Here is a 23,353-nt window from a genome sequence, read left to right on the forward strand (position 1 = left end):
ATGACACCAAAAAAGATCCTGCGTCGCCCCCAGCCGGACACCACGCCGGCCTGGGGGCAAAACCTGCCGCCCTTGCTTCGCCGTCTCTACGCTGCCCGGGGTATCACCTCCGATGAGCAGCTGAGTTACACCCTGAAATCCCTGGCTTCACCGATGGAGTTGCGCGGCATCGACCGTGCCGTCGAGTTGTTAGCCGAGGCCATCGGGCAGCAGCAGCGTGTTCTGGTGCTGGGCGATTTCGACGCCGATGGTGCCACCAGTACGGCTGTCGCCATGCTGGGACTGTCGATGCTGGGGCTGCAGAGCGTCGATTTCCGGGTGCCCAGTCGGTTCGCCGATGGCTATGGTCTGACCCCGGGCATCATCGAACGGCTGCGGGATGAGGGCGAATTGCCAGACCTACTGGTGACCGTGGACAACGGTATTTCGGCCATCGAAGGGGTGAAGGCTGCCCGCGATATGGGCATGAAGGTGATCGTCACCGATCATCACCTGGCGGGAGACACCCTGCCGGAAGCTGATGCCATCGTGAACCCGAACCAGCCTGGCTGTCCGTTTCTGAGCAAGAATGCGGCCGGTGTTGGGGTCATGTTCTATGTCCTCACCGCGCTGCGTAAGCACCTGCGTGAACAGTCGCTGCTGCCGCAACCGGAACCCAACCTCGGGGCGCTGCTCGACCTGGTCGCACTGGGCACCGTCGCGGATGTGGTGCCCCTTGACCATAACAACCGGATTTTTGTTGAACAGGGCTTGCGCCGCATCCGTCAGGGCGAGGCCCGGCCCGGAATTCTGGCGCTGCTGGAGGTTGCTGGAAGGGATCACACAGCGATCAGTTCCACCGATCTTGGTTTTGTGGTTGGCCCGCGATTGAACGCCGCCGGTCGTCTGGATGACATGAGTATCGGCATTGCCTGCCTGCTCGCCGACAGTCCCGATGAGGCTCGCCGGCTGGCTCGTGAGCTGGACACCTTTAACCGGGAACGCCGCACCATCGAAAAGGACATGAAAGCCCAGGCCCAGGATTTGCTGGCTTCGATGTCGCTGGATTTGGAAGGTCTGCCCTGGGGGCTGGCGCTGTTCGATCCGGAATGGCACCAGGGCGTGATTGGTATTCTTGCGGCTCGTATTCGGGAGCAAACCAATCGGCCGACCATCGCCTTTGCCAGCGACGATAACGGCGAAGACATCAAGGGATCGGCCCGTTCCATTCCTGGCTTGCACATCCGCGATGTGCTCGCTGCCGTGGATGCTCGCCATCCAGGCATGCTGAAGAAATACGGCGGTCATGCCATGGCCGCAGGCATGACCCTGGCCCAAAGTGATCTGGACGCCTTTTCCGAAGCCTTCGACAAGGTCGTACGCGACACTCTCGTGGCTGCGGACTTGGAAGCGGCGATCACCACCGATGGCCCGCTGGCGCTCGATGAGCTGCGCCTGGAAACGGCAGTCCTGCTAAAGCGCGCCGGGCCCTGGGGCCAGCATTTCCCGGAGCCGATTTTCGATGGTGAGTTCCGGGTGGTCAGTCAGCGCGTGGTTGGTGAGAATCACCTTAAACTGGTGCTGCAGCCATTTGAGGGTGGCGGTATCATCGATGGCATCGCCTTCAATACCGGACCCGAAGTGCCGGACTACACTCGCACCGGGGCGCGGGTGGTGTATAAGCCGGATGCCAACACTTTTCGCGGGCGCACGAATCTCCAGTTGTTGGTGGACTATCTCGAGCCGCTTGGGTGATCTGATTCTTTAGGTGGCTGGCCGCGAGCCGGGGTGTCTTTTCTTCTGGGAAAAACAACTCGCTGCGCTCAGACATCTTTTTGCCGACAGAAAAGACACCCCGGCCCCCGGCCGACTGAACTCGGGTAAAAGATTCCGAGCCAGACTCCCAAGCCAGCCTCTGCGGAAACCCGCAGGCTGATTTACTGCCGGAAATCCGGTAGAATCCCGCCTCTGTTTTTACTCATCATTTTCTAGAGCGAGTAAGGGTTTCATGGAAATTAATCCCATTGTGACGAAGATTAAAGACCTTCGTGAGCGCACTGAAGCGCTCAGGGGGTATCTTTGACTACGATCAGCGCAATGAACGACTGGTCGAAGTAGAGCGCGAACTGGAACTGCCCACCGTTTGGGACGACCCAGAGCGGGCCCAGGCACTCGGTAAAGAGCGCTCCGATCTTGAGCTGATCGTGAAAACCATCGACAACCTCACCAGTGGTCTGGGCGACGCCGAGAGTCTGCTTGATCTGGCCGCCGAGGAAGAGGATGCCGATACGGTTGCCGAGATCGAAGCCGATCTGGGATCGCTCGACAAGGAGCTGGAAAAGCTGGAATTCCGCCGGATGTTTTCCGGGGAAATGGATTCCAACAACGCCTACCTGGACATCCAGGCCGGCTCCGGCGGCACCGAGGCCCAGGACTGGGGCAACATGCTGCTGCGCATGTATCTGCGCTGGGCTGAGCGTCGCGGCTTCAAGGCCGAGATTGTCGAGCTTCAGGAAGGGGATGTGGCCGGTATCAAGAGTGCCACCATCCACATCCAGGGCGACTACGCCTATGGCTGGCTGCGCACCGAGACCGGTGTTCATCGCCTGGTTCGCAAGTCGCCGTTTGATTCCGGTAACCGTCGTCACACCTCGTTCTCGTCGGTGTTTGTGTCGCCAGAAGTGGACGACAGTTTTGAGATTGAGATCAACCCGTCGGATCTGCGCGTGGATGTTTACCGGGCATCCGGTGCTGGTGGTCAGCACGTTAACCGGACCGAATCTGCGGTCCGTCTGACCCACAATCCGACCGGTATCGTGGTGGCCTGTCAGGCTGGCCGAAGCCAGCATCAGAACAAAGACCAGGCCATGAAACAGCTGAAGGCGAAGCTGTTTGAGCGCGAGATGCAGGAGCGCAACGCGGAGAAACAAAAGGCCGAGGACGCCAAGGCCGACATCGGCTGGGGCAGCCAGATCCGTTCTTATGTGCTGGATGACAGCCGCATCAAGGATCTGCGGACCAAGGTTGAGACCAGCAATACCCAGACGGTACTGGATGGTGATATCGATAAATTTATCGAAGCCAGCCTGAAGATGGCGCTGTAATTATTGGCAGCGCCCAAAGAACCCGGACATTCCCGATTTTAGTGAGCCAACATGACTGATCACACCCAGAATGCACAGCCTGAGGACAACAAGCTGATTACCGAGCGTCGCGCCAAGCTGTCGGAGCTTCGCGAGCAGGGCAATCCCTTCCCCAACGATTTTCGTCGTGATGCCACCGCGGCCGAGCTGCAGGCGACCTACGGTGAGAAAACCAAGGAAGAGCTGGAGTCTATGGGGATCAAGGTGGCCATCGCTGGCCGCATGATGCTGGATCGTAAGGCGTTCAAGGTGGTTCAGGACGCATCTGGTCGTATCCAGATCTACGCGTCGAAAGATGTGCAGAAGGACACCAAGCACTGGGATCTGGGCGATATCATCGGTGTTCGTGGCACCTTGGCGAAATCCGGCCGGGGCGACCTCTACGTCACCATGGACGAATACGTGCTGCTGACCAAGTCCCTGCGTCCGCTGCCGGAGAAGCACAAGGGTCTGACCGATACCGAGGCCCGTTATCGCCACCGGTACGTGGACCTGATGGTCAATGAAGACAGCCGCCGGGTGTTCCACGCCCGCTCGAAAATCATCAGTGCCATGCGCCAGTACTTCACCGACCGTGATTTCATGGAAGTGGAAACCCCGATGCTGCAGGTGATTCCAGGTGGCGCTACCGCCCGTCCGTTCGTGACTCATCACAACGCCCTGGGTATCGACATGTACTTGCGCATCGCGCCGGAGCTGTTCCTCAAGCGTCTGGTTGTCGGTGGCTTTGAGCGGGTCTTCGAGATCAACCGTAACTTCCGGAACGAGGGGCTTTCGACCCGTCACAACCCGGAATTCACCATGGTGGAGTTCTACCAGGCGTACGCCGACTACAACGACCTGATGGACCTCACCGAGGACATGATCCGCACCATCGCCCAGAAAGTCCTGGATACAACCACGGTGGTCAATACCCGGACTCTGTCCGATGGTACTGAGGAGTCGGTGGAGTATGACTTCGGCAAGTCGTTCGAGCGCCTGACCGTCGTTGAAGCCATTCTGCGCTACAACCCGGATGTGAAGGCCGAGCAGTTGGCGGACGAGAACTCAGCCAGGCAGGTGGCCAGGGACCTTGGTATTCACCTGAAAGAAGGCTGGGGCCTGGGCAAGGTTCAGATCGAGATCTTTGAAGCCACTGCCGAGCATCGTCTGATTCAGCCGACCTTCATCACCGAGTACCCGAAAGAAGTGTCGCCGCTGGCTCGTTGCAAGGACAGCAACCCGTTTGTTACCGAACGGTTCGAATTCTTCGTCGGCGGTCGCGAAATCGCCAACGGCTTCTCCGAGTTGAACGATGCCGAAGATCAGGCTGAGCGTTTTCAGGAGCAGGTTGCCGAGAAGGATGCCGGTGACGACGAGGCTATGTTCTACGACGAAGACTACGTCATGGCGTTGGAATACGGCCTGCCGCCGACCGCCGGTGAGGGTATTGGTATCGACCGTCTGGCGATGCTGCTGACCAACAGCCAGTCAATTCGTGACGTCATCCTGTTCCCGGCCATGCGTCCGGAGCACAAGGCGGAAAGCCGCAACGACGAGGGTTGAACCATGCACCCCGTTGAGGTTCTGGCGCATCAGCTCAGGCCTGACCGGGGCTGGTCCGACCATCTCGGCAATGAATTCCGCCAGCCCTATATGAAGGCGCTGGCGGAGTTTCTGGCGGCAGAGGAGCAGGCCGGCACGGCCCTGTTCCCGGCCCGCGATCACTGCTTCAATGCCCTCAACAGCACCCCTCTTGCCAATGTCTCCGTGGTGATACTCGGGCAAGACCCCTATCATGGCCCCGGGCAGGCTCACGGGCTGTGCTTTTCGGTCCGGCCCGAGGTGGCGACGCCACCGTCTCTGGTCAACATCTTCAAGGAAGTTCGGAGCGATCTCGGTATCGAAACACCTGATCACGGTTGTTTGCAGCCGTGGGCCGATCGCGGCGTGCTGTTGCTGAACAGTGTGTTAACCGTGGCGCAGGGCCAGGCTGGCGCCCATCAGGGCAAGGGCTGGGAGGCGTTTACCGACAAGGTGATCGAGACCGTCAATCGTGAGCGTGAAGGGGTGGTGTTTTTGCTTTGGGGCGGTTACGCCCGCAAGAAAGGCCGACACATTGATCGTGATCGACACCTGGTGCTGGAGGGGCCGCATCCTTCGCCGTTGAGTGCTTATCGCGGCTTTTTCGGCTGCCGCCACTTTTCCCGCGCTAATCAATGGCTGCAGCAAAAAGGGCAGCCATCCATCGATTGGACGCTGCCCTCCAAAGCCGAGTTGATCGCTGACTATCAGTTCTAGCGATCAGCCCTGATCGCCAAGTCCAGCAGTTACTGTAGAAGCGCCATCGCGGCTTCCATCTGGGCGTTCAGGTCTTCTTCCTCGCTCATGTCGATGTTCGGATCAAGGCCCATGCGCTCAAATGCGGGGATGTCATTCCAGTCCATTTCCGTCCATGGATGCTCGCTGCCTGCCACCAGTTGCAAATTGGCCACCATAACCAGATCGGCGTAGTCGGTAGCCGGGACCTGGCGCTGGAAGCTGGCGTATTCCAGGGGCACATTCTGCAGCTCGGGCGGGAAATCCCACCGCTTGAGGATGGTCGCGCCCAGACGCGGGTGCAGTTCCTCAATGACGTTGTCGAGCATGATGCTGCTGATCTGGATGTCCTGGTCTTCCACGTAGCGCAGAATTGGCAGTACGCCAATCAGGTGCACCAGCCCCGCCAGTGTCGCCTGGTCGGGTTTGAGCCGGGTGTAGTGCTGAGCCAGCACGTGACAGACGCCAGCCACTTCGGTGCTGGTCTGCCAAGTTGCGCGCAGACGCTTGTCGATCATGTCTGAGGTGGCCTGGAACATCTGTTCCATGGCCAGGCCCATCGCCAGGTTGCTGGTGTAGGCCATACCCAACCGGCTGACCGCCATGTTCAGGTTCTCAATGGCCCGGCTACCCCGGAACAGCGGGCTGTTGCAGACCCGAATGATACGGGCAGACAAGGCGGTGTCATTACTGATGACTTTGACCAGATCGGCAATGCCCGAATCCTCATTCTCCGCGATCTCCCGAACCTGCAGGGCAACTTCCGGCAGCGTGGGCAGCAGCAGTTTGTCATTTTCAATGGCATCAATCAGTTCGGTCTTAATGGTTTCGACGATATTCGACATGGTCAGTAGCAATCCGCTTGTCAGGAATGGGGTCCGGCGGCCAGAAAATGCCAGCGCCCAGGAAAATCAAATAGGTGAGTTACTTTATAGCAAATCAGCCGATATTTTCCTGTCAACTTATGTATCTGTCTGAGGACTTTTTTCCCGCTCGGGTACGGGGTAGGGCAGCGGCAGCAGATCCAGCGCGACGTCGGGGTAACCCTCTACCGTCAGCGGCTTGTCTGCGGCATCGTGTCGAAGCACCGCGAGTAACTCGCTGGTCCCGTTGGCCAGTGCCACGGCATTGACTACGGTGCCAACCGACCGGCCGTCGGCCTGCACGGATGCGCCGGGCTGCGGCGTTTCCGCACAGGCAAGTCGGCAGCGGAACAGGCTTTTCTTCAGCTGACCGAGAAAATGCATCCGCGCGATGACTTCCTGGCCGGTGTAGCAGCCTTTCTTGAAGTGCACACCACCGACGTGTTGCCAGTTCAGCATCTGCGGAACAAAGGCTTCTCGGGTTTGTTCTGTCAGACTGGCAATTCCGGCGGCAATCTCCGACGCTTGCCAGTCAGCTTCGGGATGTTCATCGGCGTCATTGAGTGCCGTCTGACCGGGCCCCGTGTGCCAGAGTTCGAACCGATCGAGGCCATCGGCAGTTGGTTCGACGCGAATCAGGAACCCAGCGTCAACGGCCACTGTATCGCCAGGCTGGTTCAGCTTGCTGAGCCCGTCGCCAGCCAGGGAACTTGCCACCAAGGTGCCGAACAGGCCCACGACACGGCCTTCTTTGACTGTCTCTGCCGAGGTGCCCCGGAACAGCATCAGGTATTTGCGCAGCTGGGTCAGGATGGCGTCAGCCAAGTCGTGCTGCAGGTCAATCAGCACGTCGTCGCCGTCACGAATCATGCGCGTCAGGCAGTAGGCCCGGCCCTTGGGCGTAGCGGCGGCCGCGCGGGGCGAGTACCCGGTGACGACTTCATCCAGGTGTTGGCTGAATTGACCTTGCAGGAACTTGTCGGTGCCTGGTCCGCTGATGCGCACTAGCAGCCGGTTGCTCACGCTCGACCAGCCGGTCTCGGGCAAAGGAAAATCGGCGGTCAATTGGGCAGAACCACTGTCTGCGGTGACCGGGGCTTTCGCGTCAGTCATGGAGTACTCCAACTCGGGGTGTTACACGGGGTTTGGCTGGGACCGGCCCAGTCTGAGCCATACCCGCAGGCGACGAAATTCATCTTCCGGAACGTTACCACGAACAAAGCGGTTGCCGGTCAGAAGAATGGCGGAATACGGAAACAATCTGGTGCCGACAGGTCGCAGTTTCAAGAGTGCCAGGTGAGCGCCGAGCTGACTGGAGCTGCCTATTTTCATGGCGACGGTGTCGGAGTGGCCCAACTGGGCGTAGAGTTGCCCATCCAAAACCTGCAGGGCGGTCACAGCGCGTTTTGTGCTCAGCAACCCGGTGCTTCGGAATTGAAAGAGTGCGCCGGCCAGGGTGGGAATGAGGCCCAGCAGTAGCGGGCCTTTGTTGGCGGTACCTGCTATCAGGATAAAGCCGGCCATCGCCAGCCAGGGTGCCGAGGCAACGAGGCCGGCGGCTAGCGATGGCTGAAGTGACAGCTCAATCCGGCTGGACACGGTTCACAATCATGTCGACCATGCGCTGCAGATCCGGGTCTTCTGGCCGGCTACGCTGCATGAACCACTCGAACATGTCATTGTCCTCGCAGCTAAGCAGCTTCTTATAACGGGCCTTGTCCTCGTCGGAAAGGGTGCGGTAGACCTCCTCGATAAACGGAATGAGGAGGTTGTCCAATTCCAGCATGCCGCGGCGGCTGTGCCACCACATACGGTTGAAATCGACGTTGTCGGAGGAAACAGTGTTTTCGGGCATAGCGGATTCCGTAGAGTTGAATGGGTTGTTTGCTAAAACACACCCCGGTCAGGGGGATAGCGTACGGTAAGTGGTTGGAACCAGCACGGTGTCCTTCGCTTCACTGGTCAGTCCGGGGAAGTCCAGGGTGTAGTGCAGCCCCCGGCTCTCCTTGCGCTGCAGGGCGGAGCAGATGATCAGGTCAGACACGGTCACCAGATTTCGCAATTCCAGCAGGTCATTGGATACCCGGTAATTGCTGTAGAACTCGCCGATTTCCCGGGACAGCAGATCGACCCGGTGCTTGGCGCGCTGCAGCCGTTTGGTGGTGCGAACGATTCCGACGTAGTCCCACATGAAGTGGCGTAGTTCATCCCAGTTGTGGGAGATCACGACGTCCTCATCGGAGTCGCGAACCTGGCTTTCATCCCAATCCGGGGCGTCGGGCGGAGGCGGGATGTCTGCTTCCCGGCGGGCAATGTCCGCCGCCGCCGAGCGTCCATAGACCAGACATTCAAGCAGGGAATTGCTGGCCATCCGGTTGGCTCCGTGCAAACCGGTAAAGCCCGCCTCGCCAACCACGTACAGACCGTTGATGTCAGAGCGAGCACGCTCATCGGTGATGATGCCGCCACAAGTGTAATGGGCGGCCGGCACCACTGGTAGGGGTTCGCGTGTAATGTCGATGCCAAAACCAAGGCATTTCTCATAGATGGTCGGGAAGTGGTGCTTGATGAAGTCGGCCGGCTTGTGGCTGATATCCAGGTACAGATGGTCAGCACCCAGCCGCTTCATTTCGTGGTCGATGGCGCGGGCCACAATATCACGAGGCGCCAGCTCCGCGCGCTCGTCGAAGCGGTCCATGAAACGACCGCCGTCCGGCAACTTCAGCAGGCCGCCTTCACCCCGGACCGCCTCCGTAATCAGGAACGACTTGGCATGGGGGTGGTACAGACAGGTCGGGTGGAACTGGTTGAACTCCATATTGGCAACCCGACAGCCAGCACGCCAGGCCATGGCAATGCCATCCCCGGATGCACCATCCGGATTGGTGGTGTAGCGATAGGCCTTGGAGGCACCGCCGGTGGCAATTACCGTAAACCGGGCCCGGAACAGCTCAACGTGGTTATCTTCCAGGTTCAGGATATACGCGCCTACGCAGCGGTTACCCGGTAAGGACAGTTTCCGGTTGGTGATCAGGTCGACGGCGACCCGGCTGGACATCAGCTCGATATTGGGCCGTGCCAGCGCCTGTTCGGTCAGCGTGGTAGAGACGGCATGGCCGGTTGCATCGGCAGCGTGGATGATGCGCCGGTGACTGTGGCCGCCTTCCCGGGTCAGGTGGTAGTGGGCGTTGTCATCCTTTGTGAAGGCGACACCGGAATTAATCAGCCAGTCGATGCTTTCACGGCCGTGCTCGACGGTAAACCGGACTGCATCCTCGTGGCATAGCCCGGCACCTGCGGCCAGAGTGTCCTGAATATGATCTTCGGTGGAATCGTCGTCATCGAGCACCGCGGCAATACCGCCCTGGGCCCATAGCGTCGCACCGCTGGAAATGTCGGCCTTGCTTATAACGCAGACCCGCAAGTGTTCGGGCAAGTTGAGTGCAACCGTCAGGCCGGCTGCACCACTGCCGATAACAAGGACATCGAATTCGTAGGACTGTGGCATTGGGTTGTGATCGCGGGCCATAATGTGGACGCCTATTGAACTAAACTTTGCACGTGCTGTCTATTTGGCCTGAATGGGTCAGCCGCCTGCCGGGTGGTGCGCCCTCTTCTGCAAATGGACGCCGGACAGCAAGAATGAATCAACGAAATCTCGCAAAAGCCGAATTTTTGGCCGAGAAAACAGGGAAGCCCGGCAAGCCGTCCATGACTCCTGACCAAGACCCACGACAGGGTGAACGAAGCGACAGTCAGACCGACCTTCAGCTTGTACGCAAGGTGAAGAATGGTGATCGTGCGGCGTTCGATTTATTGGTGGTGAAATATCAGTCCCGGGTGGCGTCGATCATAAGTCGCTATGTCTACGACAGTCAGGAAGTCATGGATCTGACTCAGGAGGCCTTTGTCAAAGCCTTCCGGGCCATCGACCGTTTTCGTGGTGACAGTGCGTTTTATACCTGGCTGTACCGGATAGCAGTCAATACCGCCAAGAATTATCTCGAGTCGCGCGGGCGCAGGCCGCAGGGTAGCGCAGACGTGGCCGAGGCCGAAAATTTCGATGACGGCGGTCGGCTTCGGGACGTTGCTTCGCCTGAGCGACTGTTGCAGCGGGAAGAACTTCAGACAGCACTAACCGAGGCGATATCCCAGCTGCCAGAAGAACTGCGCTCGGCGTTTTTGCTTCGGGAGTATGACGGGCTGAGTTACGAGGACATTGCCCGTATTCTCGACTGTCCGATCGGTACCGTGCGTTCGCGTATTTTTCGGGCCCGAGATTCCGTTGATCGGTATCTCGGGCCTTTGCTCAATCATTCAGTGACGTAGTTGAGGGTGCATCCGATGGATGATCGTCTCAGAGAAACACTTTCCGCCATGATGGACGATGAAGCCGACGAGCTGTCGGTTCGTCGACTGCTGTCTCATGGTCGGCAGGACGAGGTTTGCGATCAGTGGCAGCGTTGGCAGCAAGTTCGGGGGTTGATGCACAAGAATCACTCACCCGCGGAGGGCATCGATGTCAGTGGTGCTGTCCGGGAGGTCCTCGATGGCCGGCCCCGGCGCATTAGCGAAAAGGATCCGGCAGCGTCCAGATCGGTAGCACGCTGGCAGTGGCCAGCGGTTGCCATGGTGACCATGGCGCTGCTTATAGGTTTCGGTGCGGGGGCCGGTTGGGAGTCGGCGGATACCAGCCAGGGTGCGCCGGTGGCAAGCGCGGAACCCAACAAGTTCACCGAGGTGCAACCGGTGGATGAAGTGGCGTTGCAGGGGCTGGATCAGGAACAGTGGGAACACGTGAGTCGGTACTTACTGGAGCATGCCCAGCACAACAGCGTGGGTGCCGGTCGCGGATCGGTGGGCTATGCCCGCATGGTCAGTGCCACAGGCAGCGGTTACTGATGTTGGTTGCAGAGTTCAATGCGCTTAACCGGGCGGGCGGCCTCCTGCATCAAAGCTGGCGTAATCTGATGACCGCAGCTGCACTGGTACTGTTGGCCGCCAGTCCACTGGCAGCGAGCGAGCCGAGCCAGGCCAGCCAATGGCTGGAGCGCCTGGGACCGGCGCTGAATATGACCTCTTATCGGGGCGTGTTCGTTTACGCCCGCGGCGACCGGGTGCATTCCATGCGTATCGCGCACCGGTTCAGGAATGGCATGGTGCACGAGCGCCTGGTTTTGCAGGACGGCGGCGATGGTGAGATTGTCCGCAAGGGCATGAACGTGGTGTGCGTGTTGCCTCGGCAAGGCGAGGTGCGGCTGGATCAGGTGATTCCGTCAGGCCCATTTGCCGAGGCCTACGCCAACGAACTTGTGCCGGTAAGCCGCTGGTATAAGGCCGAGCTGGTTGGCGAAGATCGTGTGGCCGGCTATGACTCGGTGATCATCGCGTTAACCGCCAAAGATCCACATCGTTACAATCATCGCCTCTGGCTCGAGAAAGCCAGTGGCCTGTTGGTCAAGAGTCACGTGGGCGAGCCCCATGGCAAGGTCTTGGAGCATTTCCAGTTTACCAGTCTGGAGATTACCGATGACCTGGCCGACAGCGAATTTGAGATCCAGACCAAGGGTCGGGAAGTGACCCACAATCTCGAACAGGAGCCATCGCCAGAGCCGGTTCGGAGCTCGGTCATGAAAGGCTGGGATCTGGGGTGGCAGCCGCCCGGGTTTGTGCCGGCTGCGGCGCCGCGCTCCGGTCCTGGGCGAGCCATTGCGTTTTCCGACGGTCTGGCAGCATTCTCGGTGTTCGTTGAGCCGGAGGGCGCGGTCAGAATGCCGGTTGGTGCCTCCCGTATTGGTGCCACCACCGTATACATGCGGGAACTTGATGCCGGCAATGGCCGGTTCCTTGTGACCGTGGTGGGAGAAGTGCCGCCAAAAACCGCGCGTAAGGTGGCGGAATCGGTGCGCGTTGATGATGCCCTGGCGCTCCACTCGGATGATTCATGATTACTGAAACCGGAACTGTTATTGCGCTCAAAGGTGAGCAGGCCTGGGTCCAGACGATTCGACAGAGTGCCTGTGAAAGCTGCTCGGCCCGCAGTGGTTGTGGCCAGCGGGTGCTGGCATCGGCCTCCGGCGGACGCGCTAATCAGGTGCTGGTGTACAACTCGGTGAGCGCCCAGGTTGGTGACGAGGTGACGCTTGGCATTGATGAGCAGGCCCTACTGACCGCTTCGTTGGTGGTCTATGCGGTTCCGCTGCTGCTGATGGTGCTGGCGAGCATCGCTGGCCACACGTTGTCCGGTGGCGTGGATGCTGGCGCTATTGCGGGAGCGGTGGCGGGACTCGCCTCCGGTTTCTGGATCGGCCGACGGCTCCAGGCTGGCCGGGGTGACCGTTATCAGCCGAGGCTGCTGAGGGTAAACCGCATCGGCACCGAGCAGTGGGCCTGATCTGTACTCAAACCCTACCGTTTTTTAAGTTGAAAAACGCTACATCGGTCTTAAAACATTAGTGTGATGACATGAACCTAAGGGAGAACAACATGCCGACAATACTGACAGGGGTCGCTCAACCTACACCTGCCAACCGGGTGTGGAGAGGGTTCGGTGCTCTGCTGATGCTGTCCGTCATGGTTTCGGTTTTCTGGAGTCAGGGTGTTGCGGCCGCAGGCTTACCCGATTTCACCGAGCTGGTGGAAGAAAACTCCAGTGCAGTGGTTAATATTGCCACCACCAGCACGCCCAAGAGTGGCTCGCAGGGATTCAAGGGCTTCAAGGGCTTTGATGGCACTCCATTTGATCAGGAGCAGTTCGAACAACTTCCCGAGTTCTTCCAGGATTTCTTCCGGGGTCCCCAGTCACCCTTTGGTGGCGGCCCGGGCAAGTCTCAGCCTCGCCGCTCCATGGGCTCCGGTTTCATTGTGTCCCGGGATGGCTATGTCCTTACCAACAACCACGTGGTGGAAGGGGCTGATGAAATCATCGTGCGCCTAAATGATCGCCGCGAACTGCCGGCGACTCTGGTGGGAACCGATCCCCGTTCGGACATGGCCGTACTGAAGATCGAAGACGGTGATGACCTGCCAGTGGTACAAATTGGCCGCTCCCGCGATCTCAAGGTGGGCGAGTGGGTATTCGCGATCGGATCGCCCTTCGGGTTCGACTACACCGTAACCGCTGGCATTGTCAGTGCTCTCGGCCGGTCGCTGCCGACCGAGAACTATGTTCCGTTCATTCAGACCGATGTCGCCATTAACCCGGGTAATTCTGGCGGTCCGCTGTTTGACCTGGATGGTGAAGTGATTGGTATCAACTCCCAGATTTACACCCGCTCCGGTGGTTTCATGGGCGTCTCGTTTGCTATCCCCATCGACGATGCCATGAACGTATTCCGGCAGATCCGCGACAACGGCACTGTGGCACGGGGCTGGCTTGGCGTGCTGATCCAGGAGGTCAATCGTGACCTGGCTGAATCTTTCGGTCTGAAGCGACCCCGGGGTGCGCTGGTGGCGGAAGTGATGGAGGGCTCGCCGGCACAGGAGGCGGGGCTGCAGTCGGGTGATATCGTGTTGGCGTATGATGGCGAGGACGTGCAGTTGTCGTCTGATCTCCCGCCGATGGTGGGCAGAACGCCGATCGGAGAAACCGCTCAGCTCACGGTGCTTCGCGGTGGTGAAGAGATCGAGCTGGACGTCGAAATTGGCAAGCTTCCGGAGCAGGGCGGCGAGAAGAAAGCTGCACCGTCGGATAGCTCAGGGGATTCGTCGTCGGCTCCGCTGGGCATGCTCGTTGAGCCCATCCCGGCTGAACTGGCCGACTCTCTCGGCGTCGATGGCGGTGTGTTGGTGTCTGATATCGCCCGCGGGCCCGCCTTCGAGGCTGGTATTCGGCCGCGCGACGTGATCACCGAGATCAATCGGGAAAAGGTAACCTCGGTCGAGGAGTTCCGTGAGGTGATTGAGGCACTCCCGAAGGACCGGGCGGTATCGGTGCGAGTAATTCGTCAAGGCAGGGCGGTTTATCTGGTTATGAAGCCCTGAGCCTCCCGCCCATTAGCGCTGTTACCGCCGACTGAGCGGTGAACTCAAAGCCCCCGGCTGTTGTCCAAAACGACACGCTCGGGGGCTTTTGTTATACTGGCGCAACTCCAATAAAATCATGGCCATGGATCGGACCAGAACAGATGACGAACACAAAGGATCTTCCTCTACGACAGCTCCTGCAATTTCGTAACGCGTGGATTGCCTGGCTGATTTTTTTTGTCGTGCTTGGCGTTACTGTTCTGCTTTGGCAGGTGTCGATCCACTTGGTCGATGAGCGCACCCAGGCCCGTTTCCGCACTCAGACCCTCCAGCTTAAGACCGCGATTGAAGAACGTTTGCTGAACTACGAGCAAGTGCTGGCGGGCAGCGCTGGTCTGTTCTCCGTTGCAGGCGATGTCTCCCGAGACGAGTGGCGCGTTTACGTCGACAAGGTCGACATTGATCGCTATTACCCGGGTATCCAGGGGATCGGTTACGTCAAGCGCATCGGGGTCCGGCAGATGGCCGACCATATCTCTTCGGTGCGAAAAGAGGGTGTCTACAATTACCTGGTCAGTCCTCTCGGCACCGGTCCCTACTATTACCCAATGGTATATCTGGAGCCCGGCACTGACCGCAACCACCGGGCACTGGGCTACGATGCCTTCAGCGATCCAGTGCATCGCAGGGCCATGGAGCTGGCGCGGGACGAAGCCAAGCCAACGGTGACCGCCAAGGTGGTGCTGATTCAGGAAGAAGTGGCCGAAGATCAGGCCAGCTTTCTGATGTACTACCCGGTGTATCAGGGTGGGGCGGTGCCGGAGCTCCGCAACGAACGGCAGATGATGCTGGCGGGATTTGTCTTCAGTGCGTTCCGGATGAATAACCTGATTGATGGCATCGTCGGGCTGATTTCACCTTTTCTGGATGTCCGTATCTACGATAACGGAGCGGTCAGCCGTGACAACCTGATGTACGGCTCGAATCTGGGGTCCCTGGATAACGACTTCAGTTTCCAGATGAGCCAGACGCTGAATGCTGGCGGCCGGGAATGGCTGCTCCAGACCCGGTCCACGCCCGCCTTTGATTTCCTGGCCGCGGACCCGCGGCCACCCATTGTGTTGGGTAGCGGCATTGTCATCAGTGTTCTGTTGTTTTTGTTTGTGTTGGCCCTGATCCGGTCGCGTCTGATGGCACAGATCAGTGCCGGGCGCTATCGGGCCATTACCGAAGGCGCGGCCAGCGTGACCCTGGTGCTGGACCGTGCTGGCCAGGCCTCCTATGCCAGTCCCTCCAGCGACGAAATTCTGGGCTTCGATCCAGGCGAGATTGCGTCGCTTAACCTTGAAACCCTGGTGTATGTCGACGACTGGCCGAAGTTGCAGCAAGGCTTCGAGGACGCCATCGGGGCTCCCGGAGTGCAGCAACCAGTGATTAGGGCCCGCGTCCGTGACTCGGAAGGCCGTTGGCGCGATATGGATTGCACCTATACCGCAATGCTCTCGGTGCCCGGCGTGAATGGCGTGGTGCTCAGCCTGCGCGACCTGACGCAGCTGAAGGCGGCCCAGACAGAGCTGCACCGGTTGGCGTTTTACGATCCGTTGACGGGACTGCCGAACCGGCAGTTATTCCGTGATCGGCTTAATCATGCTGTGCGTCGTTGCCGGCGCAGTGGTGAGCCGGCCGCGCTGATGTTCCTGGATCTGGACGGTTTTAAGCGGATCAACGACACCCTCGGGCACGATGCCGGCGATGAGTTGCTGCGCCAGGTTGCCGAGTGGTTGGAAGGCTGTGTCCGCGAGGAGGATTCGGTAGCCCGGTTGGGTGGTGATGAGTTTGTTGTTTTGCTGTCCCGGGTGGGTGAATCGGAGGCTGCCGGTAAGGTGGCGGAAACGATTTTGCACCGGCTGTGCCAGCGTGTCCGGCTTAGTGAGCATGAAGTCGGTATCACCGTCAGTATCGGTATCACCATGATTCCGCAGGACAGTGAGGATCCCGGGACATTGATGAAATACGCGGACCTGGCCATGTACCGTGCCAAGGAAATGGGTCGCAATACCTACCAGTTCTTCACGCCGGCCATGAATATCCAGGCGGCTCGCCGTTTGCTACAGCAGGAAGAGTTGACGGCAGCGCTGGACGGCGATCGTTTTGTTTTGCATTACCAGCCGAAACTCGATTTGATCAGTGAGCGGGTGATTGGCGTTGAGGCGTTTTTGCGCTGGCATCACCCGGAGAAGGGGCTGGTCTCGGCGCAGCAGTTTATTGGTCTGGCCGAGGAAACCGGTTTGATTCTCCAGCTCGGTGAGCTGGCGCTGCGTCAGGCCTGTATTCAGGTACAGGCTCTGGAGCGGGCCGGTTTCGAGTCCCTGAAGATGGCGATTAACCTGTCAGTGCGGCAGCTCACCGATGCCGGGTTCCTGGACATGATCCGGCAGGTAATTACCGAGACAGGGGTGTCGCCGGAGCGGCTGGAACTGGAGATGCCGGCCGAGTTGCTCAATGAAGATCCCAGAATCCTGCGCGAGCGGTTAACAGCCCTGCACGACCTGGGGGTGTGCCTGATTCTGGACGATTTTGGCACTGGCTCCTGTTCCCTGGTGTCGCTGCAGCAGTTGCCGCTGGATGTGGTCAAGATTGATCATCGCTTTATTCGGGACATTCCCTACAACGTCAGCGCCACCGATGTGGCCTCGGCGGTCATCGCCCTGGCGCGCAAGCTGCACCTGACGGTCGTGGCCGAAGGGGTGGAAACGCCGCAGCAACTCGCCTTCCTCAAGTCTGCAGGCTGTGCCCAGTGTCAGGGTAACCTGTTCAGTTACCCGTTGGACGAAGATGCTCTGATTGGCTTCCTGATTCGCCAGTATGAGAAGCCGCTGATGTCCTGATCATGGCAATGACGGCCGGTAACCGGTAAAATCACGGCGTTCCCGGATCCCGGCTCCGGCCCTTCCGGGCTCAATCCTTCGTCTATACGAGTATTTATTGTCTGTGACTGAACTGAGCCGAATCCGTAACTTCTCCATCATTGCCCACATTGACCATGGTAAATCCACCCTCGCGGACCGCTTTATCCAGATCTGCGGTGGCCTGACCGACCGCGAGATGGCCGAGCAGGTCCTGGATTCCATGGATCTGGAGCGGGAGCGCGGGATTACCATCAAGGCCCAAAGCGTCACGCTCAACTACACGGCGAAGGACGGTCACGAATACAAACTGAACTTCATCGATACCCCCGGGCACGTCGATTTCTCCTACGAGGTCTCCCGTTCCCTGTACGCCTGTGAAGGTGCCCTGCTGGTGGTCGACGCCGGTCAGGGTGTTGAGGCCCAGTCGGTAGCTAACTGTTATACCGCCATCGAGCAGGGACTCGAAGTGGTGCCGGTTCTGAACAAGATGGACCTGCCCCAAGCCGAGCCCGAACGGGTGGCGGCTGAAATTGAGGACATCATTGGTATCGAGGCGTCCGAAGCGGTCCGCTGCAGTGCCAAGAGTGGTATCGGCGTCGAAGACGTACTGGAAGACCTGATCAAGCGTGTCCCGCCGCCGAAGGGTGACCGGGGCGCGCCATTGCAGGCGCTGATCATCGATTCCTGGTTCGACAACTACCTGGGTGTGGTGTCACTGGTACGGGTCACCGAAGGCACCCTGCGCAAAGGGGACAAGATCGTCATCAAGTCCACCGGAAAATCCTGGAACGCCGAAAAGGTGGGCATTTTCAATCCCAAGCCGAAAGACACTGATGTCCTGGAGTCCGGCGATGTGGGCTTTGTCGTTGCGGGTATCAAGGATATCCACGGTGCGCCGGTCGGTGACACCATCGTGCATCAGAAATTTTCCGAGCAGACACCAATGCTGCCGGGCTTCAAGAAGGTCAAGCCGCAGGTTTATGCGGGCCTGTTCCCGGTCAGTGCCGATGACTACAACGATTTTCGGGATGCTCTGGAAAAGCTGACGCTGAACGATGCCTCGCTGTTCTTCGAACCAGAGAGCTCCGATGCCCTTGGCTTTGGCTTCCGGTGTGGCTTCCTTGGCATGCTGCACATGGAGATCATCCAGGAGCGGCTTGAGCGGGAATACGACATCGACCTGATCACCACGGCGCCCACGGTAATTTACGAGGTGGTGACCAAGCAGGGTGAGACGCTCTCGGTGGACAACCCGTCCAGGCTTCCGGATGTTGGCTCCATCGAGGAAATGCGTGAACCCATCGTCGAGGCCAGCATCCTGGTGCCCCAGGAGCATCTTGGCAACGTGATTGCGCTCTGTGAAGAAAAGCGTGGTGTACAGAAAAACATGCACTTCATGTCCACCCAGGTGCAGCTGACCTACGAGCTGCCTATGGCGGAAGTGGTGTTGGACTTCTTCGACCGTATCAAGTCTGCGAGTCGTGGCTTTGCGTCCCTGGACTATCATTTTATTCGCTTCCAGCCAGCCAACCTGGTTCGTCTGGACGTGTTGATCAATGGTGAGCGGGTTGACGCACTGGCGCTGATCGTTCACAAGGAACAGGCGCACTACAAGGGGCGTCAGCTGATCGACAAGATGAAAGAGCTGATCCCCAGGCAGATGTTCGATATTGCTATCCAGGCTGCCATTGGCACTCAGGTGGTGGCGCGGGTGACCGTGAAGGCCCTGCGTAAGAACGTGACGGCCAAGTGTTATGGCGGCGACGTCAGCCGCAAGAAGAAGCTGCTTCAGAAGCAGAAAGAGGGTAAGAAACGAATGAAGCAGCTGGGTAATGTCGAGGTGCCTCAGGAAGCGTTTCTGGCCGTATTGCAAGTGGATAAATAGAAGGCGCCTGGATGGACATCGATTTTCCCCTGGTTCTGGTAGTTCTGACCTTCGCGACAGGTCTGATCTGGCTGGCGGACAAACTGTTTTTGCGCGAGCGCAGGCTGGAAGCGGCTCGGGCCAATGGCCAGGCGGCCTCCCCGGATGCCCAGGTCGGCACTGTCGACGAGGCTGACGAGCCGAAAGAGCCTTATCTGGTCGATCTTAGCCGGTCGTTTTTCCCGGTTCTGGCAATTGTGCTGGTGCTGCGTTCTTTCCTGGTGGAGCCGTTTCAGATTCCGTCTGGCTCCATGTTGCCGACTCTTGAGGTGGGTGACTTTATCCTGGTCAACAAATTCGCCTATGGGCTTCGGCTGCCAGTAGCGGGTACCGAGGTACTGGAGCTCGGCGACCCCAAACGCGGTGATGTCATGGTGTTCCGTTACCCCAAGGATGGCGCCACCAACTACATCAAGCGTGTGGTCGGTATGCCGGGCGATACTATTCGCTACCGCAACAAACAGCTGTTCATCAACGGTGAGCAGGTTGAGAGCAAGTTTATCGCCCGTCTTCCGCCGGTCGAGTTACGCCGCGAGAATCTTGGTGATGTGGAGCACGATATTTTCCTGACCATGGGCCGGCCCGGCGCCAGTGGCGAGGGCGAATGGGTGGTGCCCGAGGATCACTATTTCGTCATGGGCGACAACCGCGACAACAGCAACGATAGCCGGTACTGGGGCATGGTTCCCGATGAACTGGTTGTAGGCAAGGCCTTTGGCATCTGGATGCACTGGAAATCGCTTACCAGTCTGCCATCCTTTGATCGTGTGGGCGGTATTGAGTAATTCCGACAATTCTGGAGTGCAGTCATAATGAAGAAAAATAATCTCTCCGCCATGACCCGGCAAACTGGTGCCTCGGCGTTAACGATGATGGTGATGGTGCTGTTCTTTGGTGGCCTGTTAACCCTGGCCATCAAACTCGGCCCGATCTATCTGGATGACATCACCATCCAGGAGGCGCTGGAAGGCCTCGATGGCACCCCTGGTCTGTCGACCATGGGGCCGGCTCAGGTGCGCACTCTGATCAACAAGCGCCTGAGCGTGAACAACGTTCGCGGCTTTGATGCCAAGAACATCACCGTCGAGAAAGATGGGGACAGGGTTCTGATCCTGGTGGATTACGAGGTCCGTAACGATCTGTTCAGTAACGTCGATACCATCGTACACTTCAAGCATGAATACGAGATGAAGGGCAAGTGAGTTCGCAACCGGATCTGGATCAGTTACAACGCCGCATTGGCTATCAGTTTGAATCGCCAGAGCGGCTGCTACTGGCGCTTACCCACCGCAGCTTTGGCAACCAGAACAACGAGCGCCTGGAATTTCTGGGCGACTCCATTGTTAATATGGTGATCGCCGAGTATCTGTTCCTGCACTTCGAAAAGGCTCGGGAAGGGCAGTTGAGCCGGTTGCGGGCGCGCATGGTCAAAGGCGTGACCCTGGCTGAAATCGGTCGCGAGTTCGAGCTGGGCAGCTATCTGCGTCTGGGGTCCGGGGAGCTCAAGAGTGGCGGGTTTCGGCGCGAGTCAATCCTGGCCGACGCGGTCGAGTCAATCATTGGTGCCATCTATCTCGACAGTGATTTCCACACCTGCCGCGAGAAGGTGCTGCAGTGGTTCGAGCAACGGCTCAAGAATCTGGACCTGCAGGACACCCAGAAGGACCCCAAGACCCGTCTGCAGGAATACCTTCAGTCTCGCCAGTTTCCGTTGCCACAGTACGACGTCATTTCGGTTGATGGTGAAGCCCACAACCAGACCTTCCATGTAACCTGCGCGCTGCCGTCACTGGATCGAAAGACCAGCGGGACCGGCAACAGTCGCCGCGTCGCCGAGCAGCAGGCAGCCCGAAACGCCCTGAAAGAACTGGGCGTGGAGAATCAGTAATGAATGATATTACCCGCCCGGAAAACCCGGACAGTCGCTGCGGGTTCGTGGCTATTGTCGGTCGTCCCAATGTGGGTAAATCCACATTGCTGAACCATATCCTTGGCCAGAAGCTGAGCATCACCTCTCGGAAGCCACAAACCACCCGGCACCAGGTTCTGGGCATCAAGTCCATGGGGCCGGTTCAGGCGATTTATGTGGATACCCCAGGCATGCACGAGGAAGAACCCCGTGCCCTGAACCGCTACATGAACAAGGCGGCCACCTCGGCACTGATCGACGTTGATGTCGTGGTGTTCGTGGTCGATCAGCTGTCCTGGACCACGGCGGACGAGCTGGTTCTGGAGAAACTGTCAAAGCTCAAGTGCCCGGTGATCCTGGCGGTCAACAAGGTCGATAAGATCGAGAAGCGGGAAACCCTGTTGCCGCACCTCGACATGCTGTCGAAAAAGCGGGATTTCGCCGAAATTATTCCCCTGTCTGCGCTCAAGGAAAACAATCTGGAACCACTGGAGGAGGCCGTGGGCCGTTTCCTGCCGGAAAGTATCCATTTCTATCCGGATGACCAGATTACCGATCGCAGTGAGCGCTTCCTGGCATCTGAGATCGTGCGGGAGAAGATCACCCGGCAACTGGGCGCCGAACTGCCGTACTCCGTGGCTGTTGAAATTGAGGAGTTCAAGCGGGAAGGCAAGACCCTGCACATTTCCGCACTGGTTCTGGTGGAGCGTGAAGGGCAGAAGAAGATCATGATCGGCGACAAGGGTGAGCGCATGCGCCGTATTGGTCAGGAAGCCCGGGCCGATATGGAGCGGTTGTTTGATAGCAAGATCATGCTGCGGCTCTGGGTCAAGGTGAAACGGGGCTGGGCTGACAGCGATCGGGCCCTGAAAAGCCTCGGTATGAACGACCTCTGAGGCACCTATGACCGGGCCGGAGCACCAAGAGCCCGCCTACGTGATTCACCGCCGACCCTGGCGGGAGACCAGTCTCATGGTGGATGTGTTCACCCTGAATCGCGGGCGCTTGACCGTCATTGCCCGGGGCGCCAACAGTGCCAAGAGTCCGCTGAAGGCCCAATTACAGCCCTTCCAGCCGCTGATGCTGGACTGGGCCGGACGCGGCGACCTGAAAACCCTGACCCATGTCGATACCCGCATTGGCCCCTCGCTGCACCGCACGGCGTCTTTGTATAGTGGTCTCTACCTGAACGAACTCCTGCAGCGTATCCTGCCGGCGGCAGATCCGCATCCCACCCTGTTCGCAGCCTACATCGACGCCATTGCCGAGTTGGCCGAAACGAACGACATCGAACCGGTGCTGAGGCGCTTTGAGCGGGCTTTTGCCGCAGAGCTGGGTTTTGATTTTTCCTGGGACCTTGCCACCGATACCGGGCAATCCGTCGAGGCGGGTCAGCAGTATTGCTATGATCCGGAACAGGGCATTGTCGCGCAGCCAGGCCCTGGCGCCCGTGTCCAGAAACTACCTGGGGAGGTCTTGCAGGCGTTGGCGGCCGGCGACCTGGACGCTGACCCCTGCCGGCGCGTGGCCAAGCGCGTCATGCGGGCCTTAACCGATTACCTTTTGCAGGGGCGTCCGCTCCACAGTCGAAATTTATTCAGTCACCTTCGGAGAGAACGGCATGAATCCTAGAGTGTTACTCGGCGTCAATATTGACCACGTCGCAACCCTGCGCCAGGCCCGGGGTACCCGTTATCCTGATCCGGTTCAGGCCGCCCTGATGGCGGAAGAGGCGGGCGCGGATGGAATTACCATTCATCCGCGGGAGGATCGTCGTCACATTCAGGATCGTGATGTCCTGCTGTTGCGGGAAACCCTGCAGACCAAGATGAACCTCGAGATGGCAGTGACCGACGCGATGCTGGCCTTCGCCGAACAGGTCCGGCCGGAATGCGTGTGCCTGGTGCCGGAGAAGCGAGAGGAACTGACTACCGAAGGCGGTCTGGACGTTGAGGGCCAGGAGGCGAGAGTGGCTAAGGCCTGCGATCGTCTGGCTCAGCTGGGTTCGGAAGTGTCGCTGTTTATCGATCCGGCGACTGCCCAGATTGACGCCGCCGTGCGCTGTGGCGCACCGGTCATCGAGCTGCACACCGGTGAATACGCCGAAGCCAAGACCCCTGAAGAGGCCGAGGCTGCGTTCCAGACGATTGCCTCGGCGGTTGCCTATGCCCGTAAAAAGGGGCTAATCGTCAACGCCGGCCACGGCCTGCATTACCACAACACCGAGCGGGTTGCTGCGATACCCGGTATCAATGAGCTTAATATCGGTCATGCGATTATCGCCCGCGCCGTATTCACCGGGCTCAAGGATGCAGTGCGGGACATGAAGGCGATTCTTGATCAGGCCCGCGGCCGGGCCTGAG

The 23,353-nt window shown here is 59.0% G+C and carries 22 protein-coding genes; 17 read left to right on the plus strand and 5 right to left on the minus strand.

Going from position 1 to position 23,353, the window contains the following annotated elements:
* The 4 genes from recJ (at position 1) to ung (ending at position 5,402) form a co-directional block, all read left to right on the plus strand.
* Positions 1-1,734, plus strand: coding sequence for a single-stranded-DNA-specific exonuclease RecJ (gene recJ / locus FGO67_RS14300; protein ID WP_203301359.1), 1,734 nt, complete (start codon positions 1-3; stop codon positions 1,732-1,734).
* A gap of 253 nt (positions 1,735-1,987) precedes the next feature.
* Positions 1,988-3,083, plus strand: a protein-coding gene (gene prfB, locus FGO67_RS14305; protein WP_203301360.1) for a peptide chain release factor 2 whose coding sequence is annotated in 2 segments (ribosomal slippage) — positions 1,988-2,059 and positions 2,061-3,083 — 1,095 coding nt in all. Because the reading frame shifts where the segments join, the coding sequence is not laid out codon by codon here.
* Positions 3,084-3,134: 51 nt separating this feature from the next.
* A complete protein-coding gene (gene lysS, locus FGO67_RS14310) occupies positions 3,135-4,667 on the plus strand; it encodes a lysine--tRNA ligase (RefSeq protein WP_203301361.1) in 1,533 nt (510 codons plus the stop codon).
* A gap of 3 nt (positions 4,668-4,670) precedes the next feature.
* Positions 4,671-5,402 carry a uracil-DNA glycosylase gene (gene ung / locus FGO67_RS14315; RefSeq protein ID WP_203301362.1) on the plus strand — a complete coding sequence of 244 codons (732 nt, stop codon included), beginning with the start codon at positions 4,671-4,673 and terminating at the stop codon, positions 5,400-5,402.
* Positions 5,403-5,431: 29 nt separating this feature from the next.
* Here ung and FGO67_RS14320 read toward each other — a convergent pair whose 3' ends face one another.
* The 5 genes from FGO67_RS14320 to nadB form a co-directional block, all read right to left on the minus strand.
* The gene (locus FGO67_RS14320; protein ID WP_203301363.1) at positions 5,432-6,265 is read right to left on the minus strand and encodes an HDOD domain-containing protein; all 834 of its coding nucleotides are present in this window, start codon (positions 6,263-6,265) and stop codon (positions 5,432-5,434) included.
* Between the two features lie 117 nt (positions 6,266-6,382).
* The gene (gene ygfZ, locus FGO67_RS14325; RefSeq protein ID WP_203301364.1) at positions 6,383-7,396 is read right to left on the minus strand and encodes a CAF17-like 4Fe-4S cluster assembly/insertion protein YgfZ; all 1,014 of its coding nucleotides are present in this window, start codon (positions 7,394-7,396) and stop codon (positions 6,383-6,385) included.
* A gap of 21 nt (positions 7,397-7,417) precedes the next feature.
* Entirely contained in the window at positions 7,418-7,882 is a 465-nt protein-coding gene (locus tag FGO67_RS14330; protein WP_203301365.1) for a hypothetical protein, read from the minus strand.
* On the minus strand, positions 7,866-8,138 hold the full coding sequence (locus FGO67_RS14335; protein WP_203301366.1) for an FAD assembly factor SdhE: 273 nt from the start codon (positions 8,136-8,138) through the stop codon (positions 7,866-7,868). The genes FGO67_RS14330 and FGO67_RS14335 overlap by 17 nt, the downstream gene beginning before the upstream one ends.
* Positions 8,139-8,186: 48 nt before the next feature.
* On the minus strand, positions 8,187-9,791 hold the full coding sequence (nadB, locus tag FGO67_RS14340) for an L-aspartate oxidase (RefSeq protein ID WP_203301580.1): 1,605 nt from the start codon (positions 9,789-9,791) through the stop codon (positions 8,187-8,189).
* A gap of 134 nt (positions 9,792-9,925) precedes the next feature.
* Here nadB and rpoE point away from each other — a divergent pair, with 134 nt between their 5' ends.
* From rpoE to pdxJ, 13 genes are all read left to right on the plus strand, one after another.
* A complete protein-coding gene (rpoE, locus tag FGO67_RS14345; protein ID WP_203301367.1) occupies positions 9,926-10,612 on the plus strand; it encodes an RNA polymerase sigma factor RpoE in 687 nt (228 codons plus the stop codon).
* A 15-nt stretch (positions 10,613-10,627) separates the two neighbouring features.
* On the plus strand, positions 10,628-11,185 hold the full coding sequence (locus tag FGO67_RS14350) for a sigma-E factor negative regulatory protein (RefSeq protein WP_203301368.1): 558 nt from the start codon (positions 10,628-10,630) through the stop codon (positions 11,183-11,185).
* 68 nt (positions 11,186-11,253) lie between these two features.
* Complete coding sequence (locus tag FGO67_RS14355) at positions 11,254-12,231, plus strand: MucB/RseB C-terminal domain-containing protein (protein WP_203301369.1); 978 nt, start codon at positions 11,254-11,256, stop codon at positions 12,229-12,231.
* Positions 12,228-12,677, plus strand: a complete 450-nt coding sequence (locus FGO67_RS14360; RefSeq protein WP_203301370.1) for a SoxR reducing system RseC family protein — start codon at positions 12,228-12,230, stop codon at positions 12,675-12,677. Before FGO67_RS14355 ends, FGO67_RS14360 begins: the two co-directional genes overlap by 4 nt.
* Before the next feature lie 92 nt (positions 12,678-12,769).
* Positions 12,770-14,266 carry a DegQ family serine endoprotease gene (locus tag FGO67_RS14365; protein ID WP_203301371.1) on the plus strand — a complete coding sequence of 499 codons (1,497 nt, stop codon included), beginning with the start codon at positions 12,770-12,772 and terminating at the stop codon, positions 14,264-14,266.
* Positions 14,267-14,409: 143 nt separating this feature from the next.
* On the plus strand, positions 14,410-17,136 hold the full coding sequence (locus FGO67_RS14370) for a bifunctional diguanylate cyclase/phosphodiesterase (RefSeq protein ID WP_203301372.1): 2,727 nt from the start codon (positions 14,410-14,412) through the stop codon (positions 17,134-17,136).
* Between the two features lie 103 nt (positions 17,137-17,239).
* Positions 17,240-19,042 (plus strand): translation elongation factor 4, encoded by a 1,803-nt coding sequence (gene lepA / locus FGO67_RS14375; protein WP_203301581.1) that lies wholly within the window; start codon positions 17,240-17,242, stop codon positions 19,040-19,042.
* 11 nt (positions 19,043-19,053) lie between these two features.
* Positions 19,054-19,866, plus strand: coding sequence for a signal peptidase I (gene lepB / locus FGO67_RS14380; RefSeq protein ID WP_203301373.1), 813 nt, complete (start codon positions 19,054-19,056; stop codon positions 19,864-19,866).
* A 27-nt stretch (positions 19,867-19,893) separates the two neighbouring features.
* The gene (locus FGO67_RS14385; RefSeq protein ID WP_203301374.1) at positions 19,894-20,283 is read left to right on the plus strand and encodes a DUF4845 domain-containing protein; all 390 of its coding nucleotides are present in this window, start codon (positions 19,894-19,896) and stop codon (positions 20,281-20,283) included.
* Entirely contained in the window at positions 20,280-20,969 is a 690-nt protein-coding gene (rnc, locus tag FGO67_RS14390) for a ribonuclease III (protein WP_203301375.1), read from the plus strand. The genes FGO67_RS14385 and rnc overlap by 4 nt, the downstream gene beginning before the upstream one ends.
* Positions 20,969-21,886 carry a GTPase Era gene (gene era, locus FGO67_RS14395; protein WP_203301376.1) on the plus strand — a complete coding sequence of 306 codons (918 nt, stop codon included), beginning with the start codon at positions 20,969-20,971 and terminating at the stop codon, positions 21,884-21,886. The genes rnc and era overlap by 1 nt, the downstream gene beginning before the upstream one ends.
* Positions 21,887-21,893: 7 nt before the next feature.
* Positions 21,894-22,622, plus strand: coding sequence for a DNA repair protein RecO (gene recO / locus FGO67_RS14400; RefSeq protein WP_203301377.1), 729 nt, complete (start codon positions 21,894-21,896; stop codon positions 22,620-22,622).
* Positions 22,612-23,352 carry a pyridoxine 5'-phosphate synthase gene (gene pdxJ, locus FGO67_RS14405; RefSeq protein WP_203301378.1) on the plus strand — a complete coding sequence of 247 codons (741 nt, stop codon included), beginning with the start codon at positions 22,612-22,614 and terminating at the stop codon, positions 23,350-23,352. Before recO ends, pdxJ begins: the two co-directional genes overlap by 11 nt.
* Position 23,353 lies beyond the last annotated feature (1 nt).

Origin of the sequence: Marinobacter sediminum, from assembly GCF_016820575.1 — a bacterium.
GTDB lineage: Bacteria > Pseudomonadota > Gammaproteobacteria > Pseudomonadales > Oleiphilaceae > Marinobacter > Marinobacter sediminum.

Excerpts from the sequence above, each read along its gene's own strand:
- recJ (WP_203301359.1), top strand. The coding sequence starts at position 1 with ATGACACCAAAAAAGATCCTGCGTCGCCCCCAGCCGGACACCACGCCG.
- lysS (WP_203301361.1), top strand. The coding sequence starts at position 3,135 with ATGACTGATCACACCCAGAATGCACAGCCTGAGGACAACAAGCTGATT.
- ung (WP_203301362.1), top strand. The coding sequence starts at position 4,671 with ATGCACCCCGTTGAGGTTCTGGCGCATCAGCTCAGGCCTGACCGGGGC.
- FGO67_RS14320 (WP_203301363.1), bottom strand. The coding sequence starts at position 6,265 with ATGTCGAATATCGTCGAAACCATTAAGACCGAACTGATTGATGCCATT.
- ygfZ (WP_203301364.1), bottom strand. The coding sequence starts at position 7,396 with ATGACTGACGCGAAAGCCCCGGTCACCGCAGACAGTGGTTCTGCCCAA.
- FGO67_RS14335 (WP_203301366.1), bottom strand. The coding sequence starts at position 8,138 with ATGCCCGAAAACACTGTTTCCTCCGACAACGTCGATTTCAACCGTATG.
- nadB (WP_203301580.1), bottom strand. The coding sequence starts at position 9,791 with ATGCCACAGTCCTACGAATTCGATGTCCTTGTTATCGGCAGTGGTGCA.
- rpoE (WP_203301367.1), top strand. The coding sequence starts at position 9,926 with ATGAATCAACGAAATCTCGCAAAAGCCGAATTTTTGGCCGAGAAAACA.
- FGO67_RS14350 (WP_203301368.1), top strand. The coding sequence starts at position 10,628 with ATGGATGATCGTCTCAGAGAAACACTTTCCGCCATGATGGACGATGAA.
- FGO67_RS14355 (WP_203301369.1), top strand. The coding sequence starts at position 11,254 with ATGACCGCAGCTGCACTGGTACTGTTGGCCGCCAGTCCACTGGCAGCG.
- FGO67_RS14360 (WP_203301370.1), top strand. The coding sequence starts at position 12,228 with ATGATTACTGAAACCGGAACTGTTATTGCGCTCAAAGGTGAGCAGGCC.
- FGO67_RS14365 (WP_203301371.1), top strand. The coding sequence starts at position 12,770 with ATGCCGACAATACTGACAGGGGTCGCTCAACCTACACCTGCCAACCGG.
- FGO67_RS14370 (WP_203301372.1), top strand. The coding sequence starts at position 14,410 with ATGACGAACACAAAGGATCTTCCTCTACGACAGCTCCTGCAATTTCGT.
- lepB (WP_203301373.1), top strand. The coding sequence starts at position 19,054 with ATGGACATCGATTTTCCCCTGGTTCTGGTAGTTCTGACCTTCGCGACA.
- FGO67_RS14385 (WP_203301374.1), top strand. The coding sequence starts at position 19,894 with ATGAAGAAAAATAATCTCTCCGCCATGACCCGGCAAACTGGTGCCTCG.
- era (WP_203301376.1), top strand. The coding sequence starts at position 20,969 with ATGAATGATATTACCCGCCCGGAAAACCCGGACAGTCGCTGCGGGTTC.
- recO (WP_203301377.1), top strand. The coding sequence starts at position 21,894 with ATGACCGGGCCGGAGCACCAAGAGCCCGCCTACGTGATTCACCGCCGA.
- pdxJ (WP_203301378.1), top strand. The coding sequence starts at position 22,612 with ATGAATCCTAGAGTGTTACTCGGCGTCAATATTGACCACGTCGCAACC.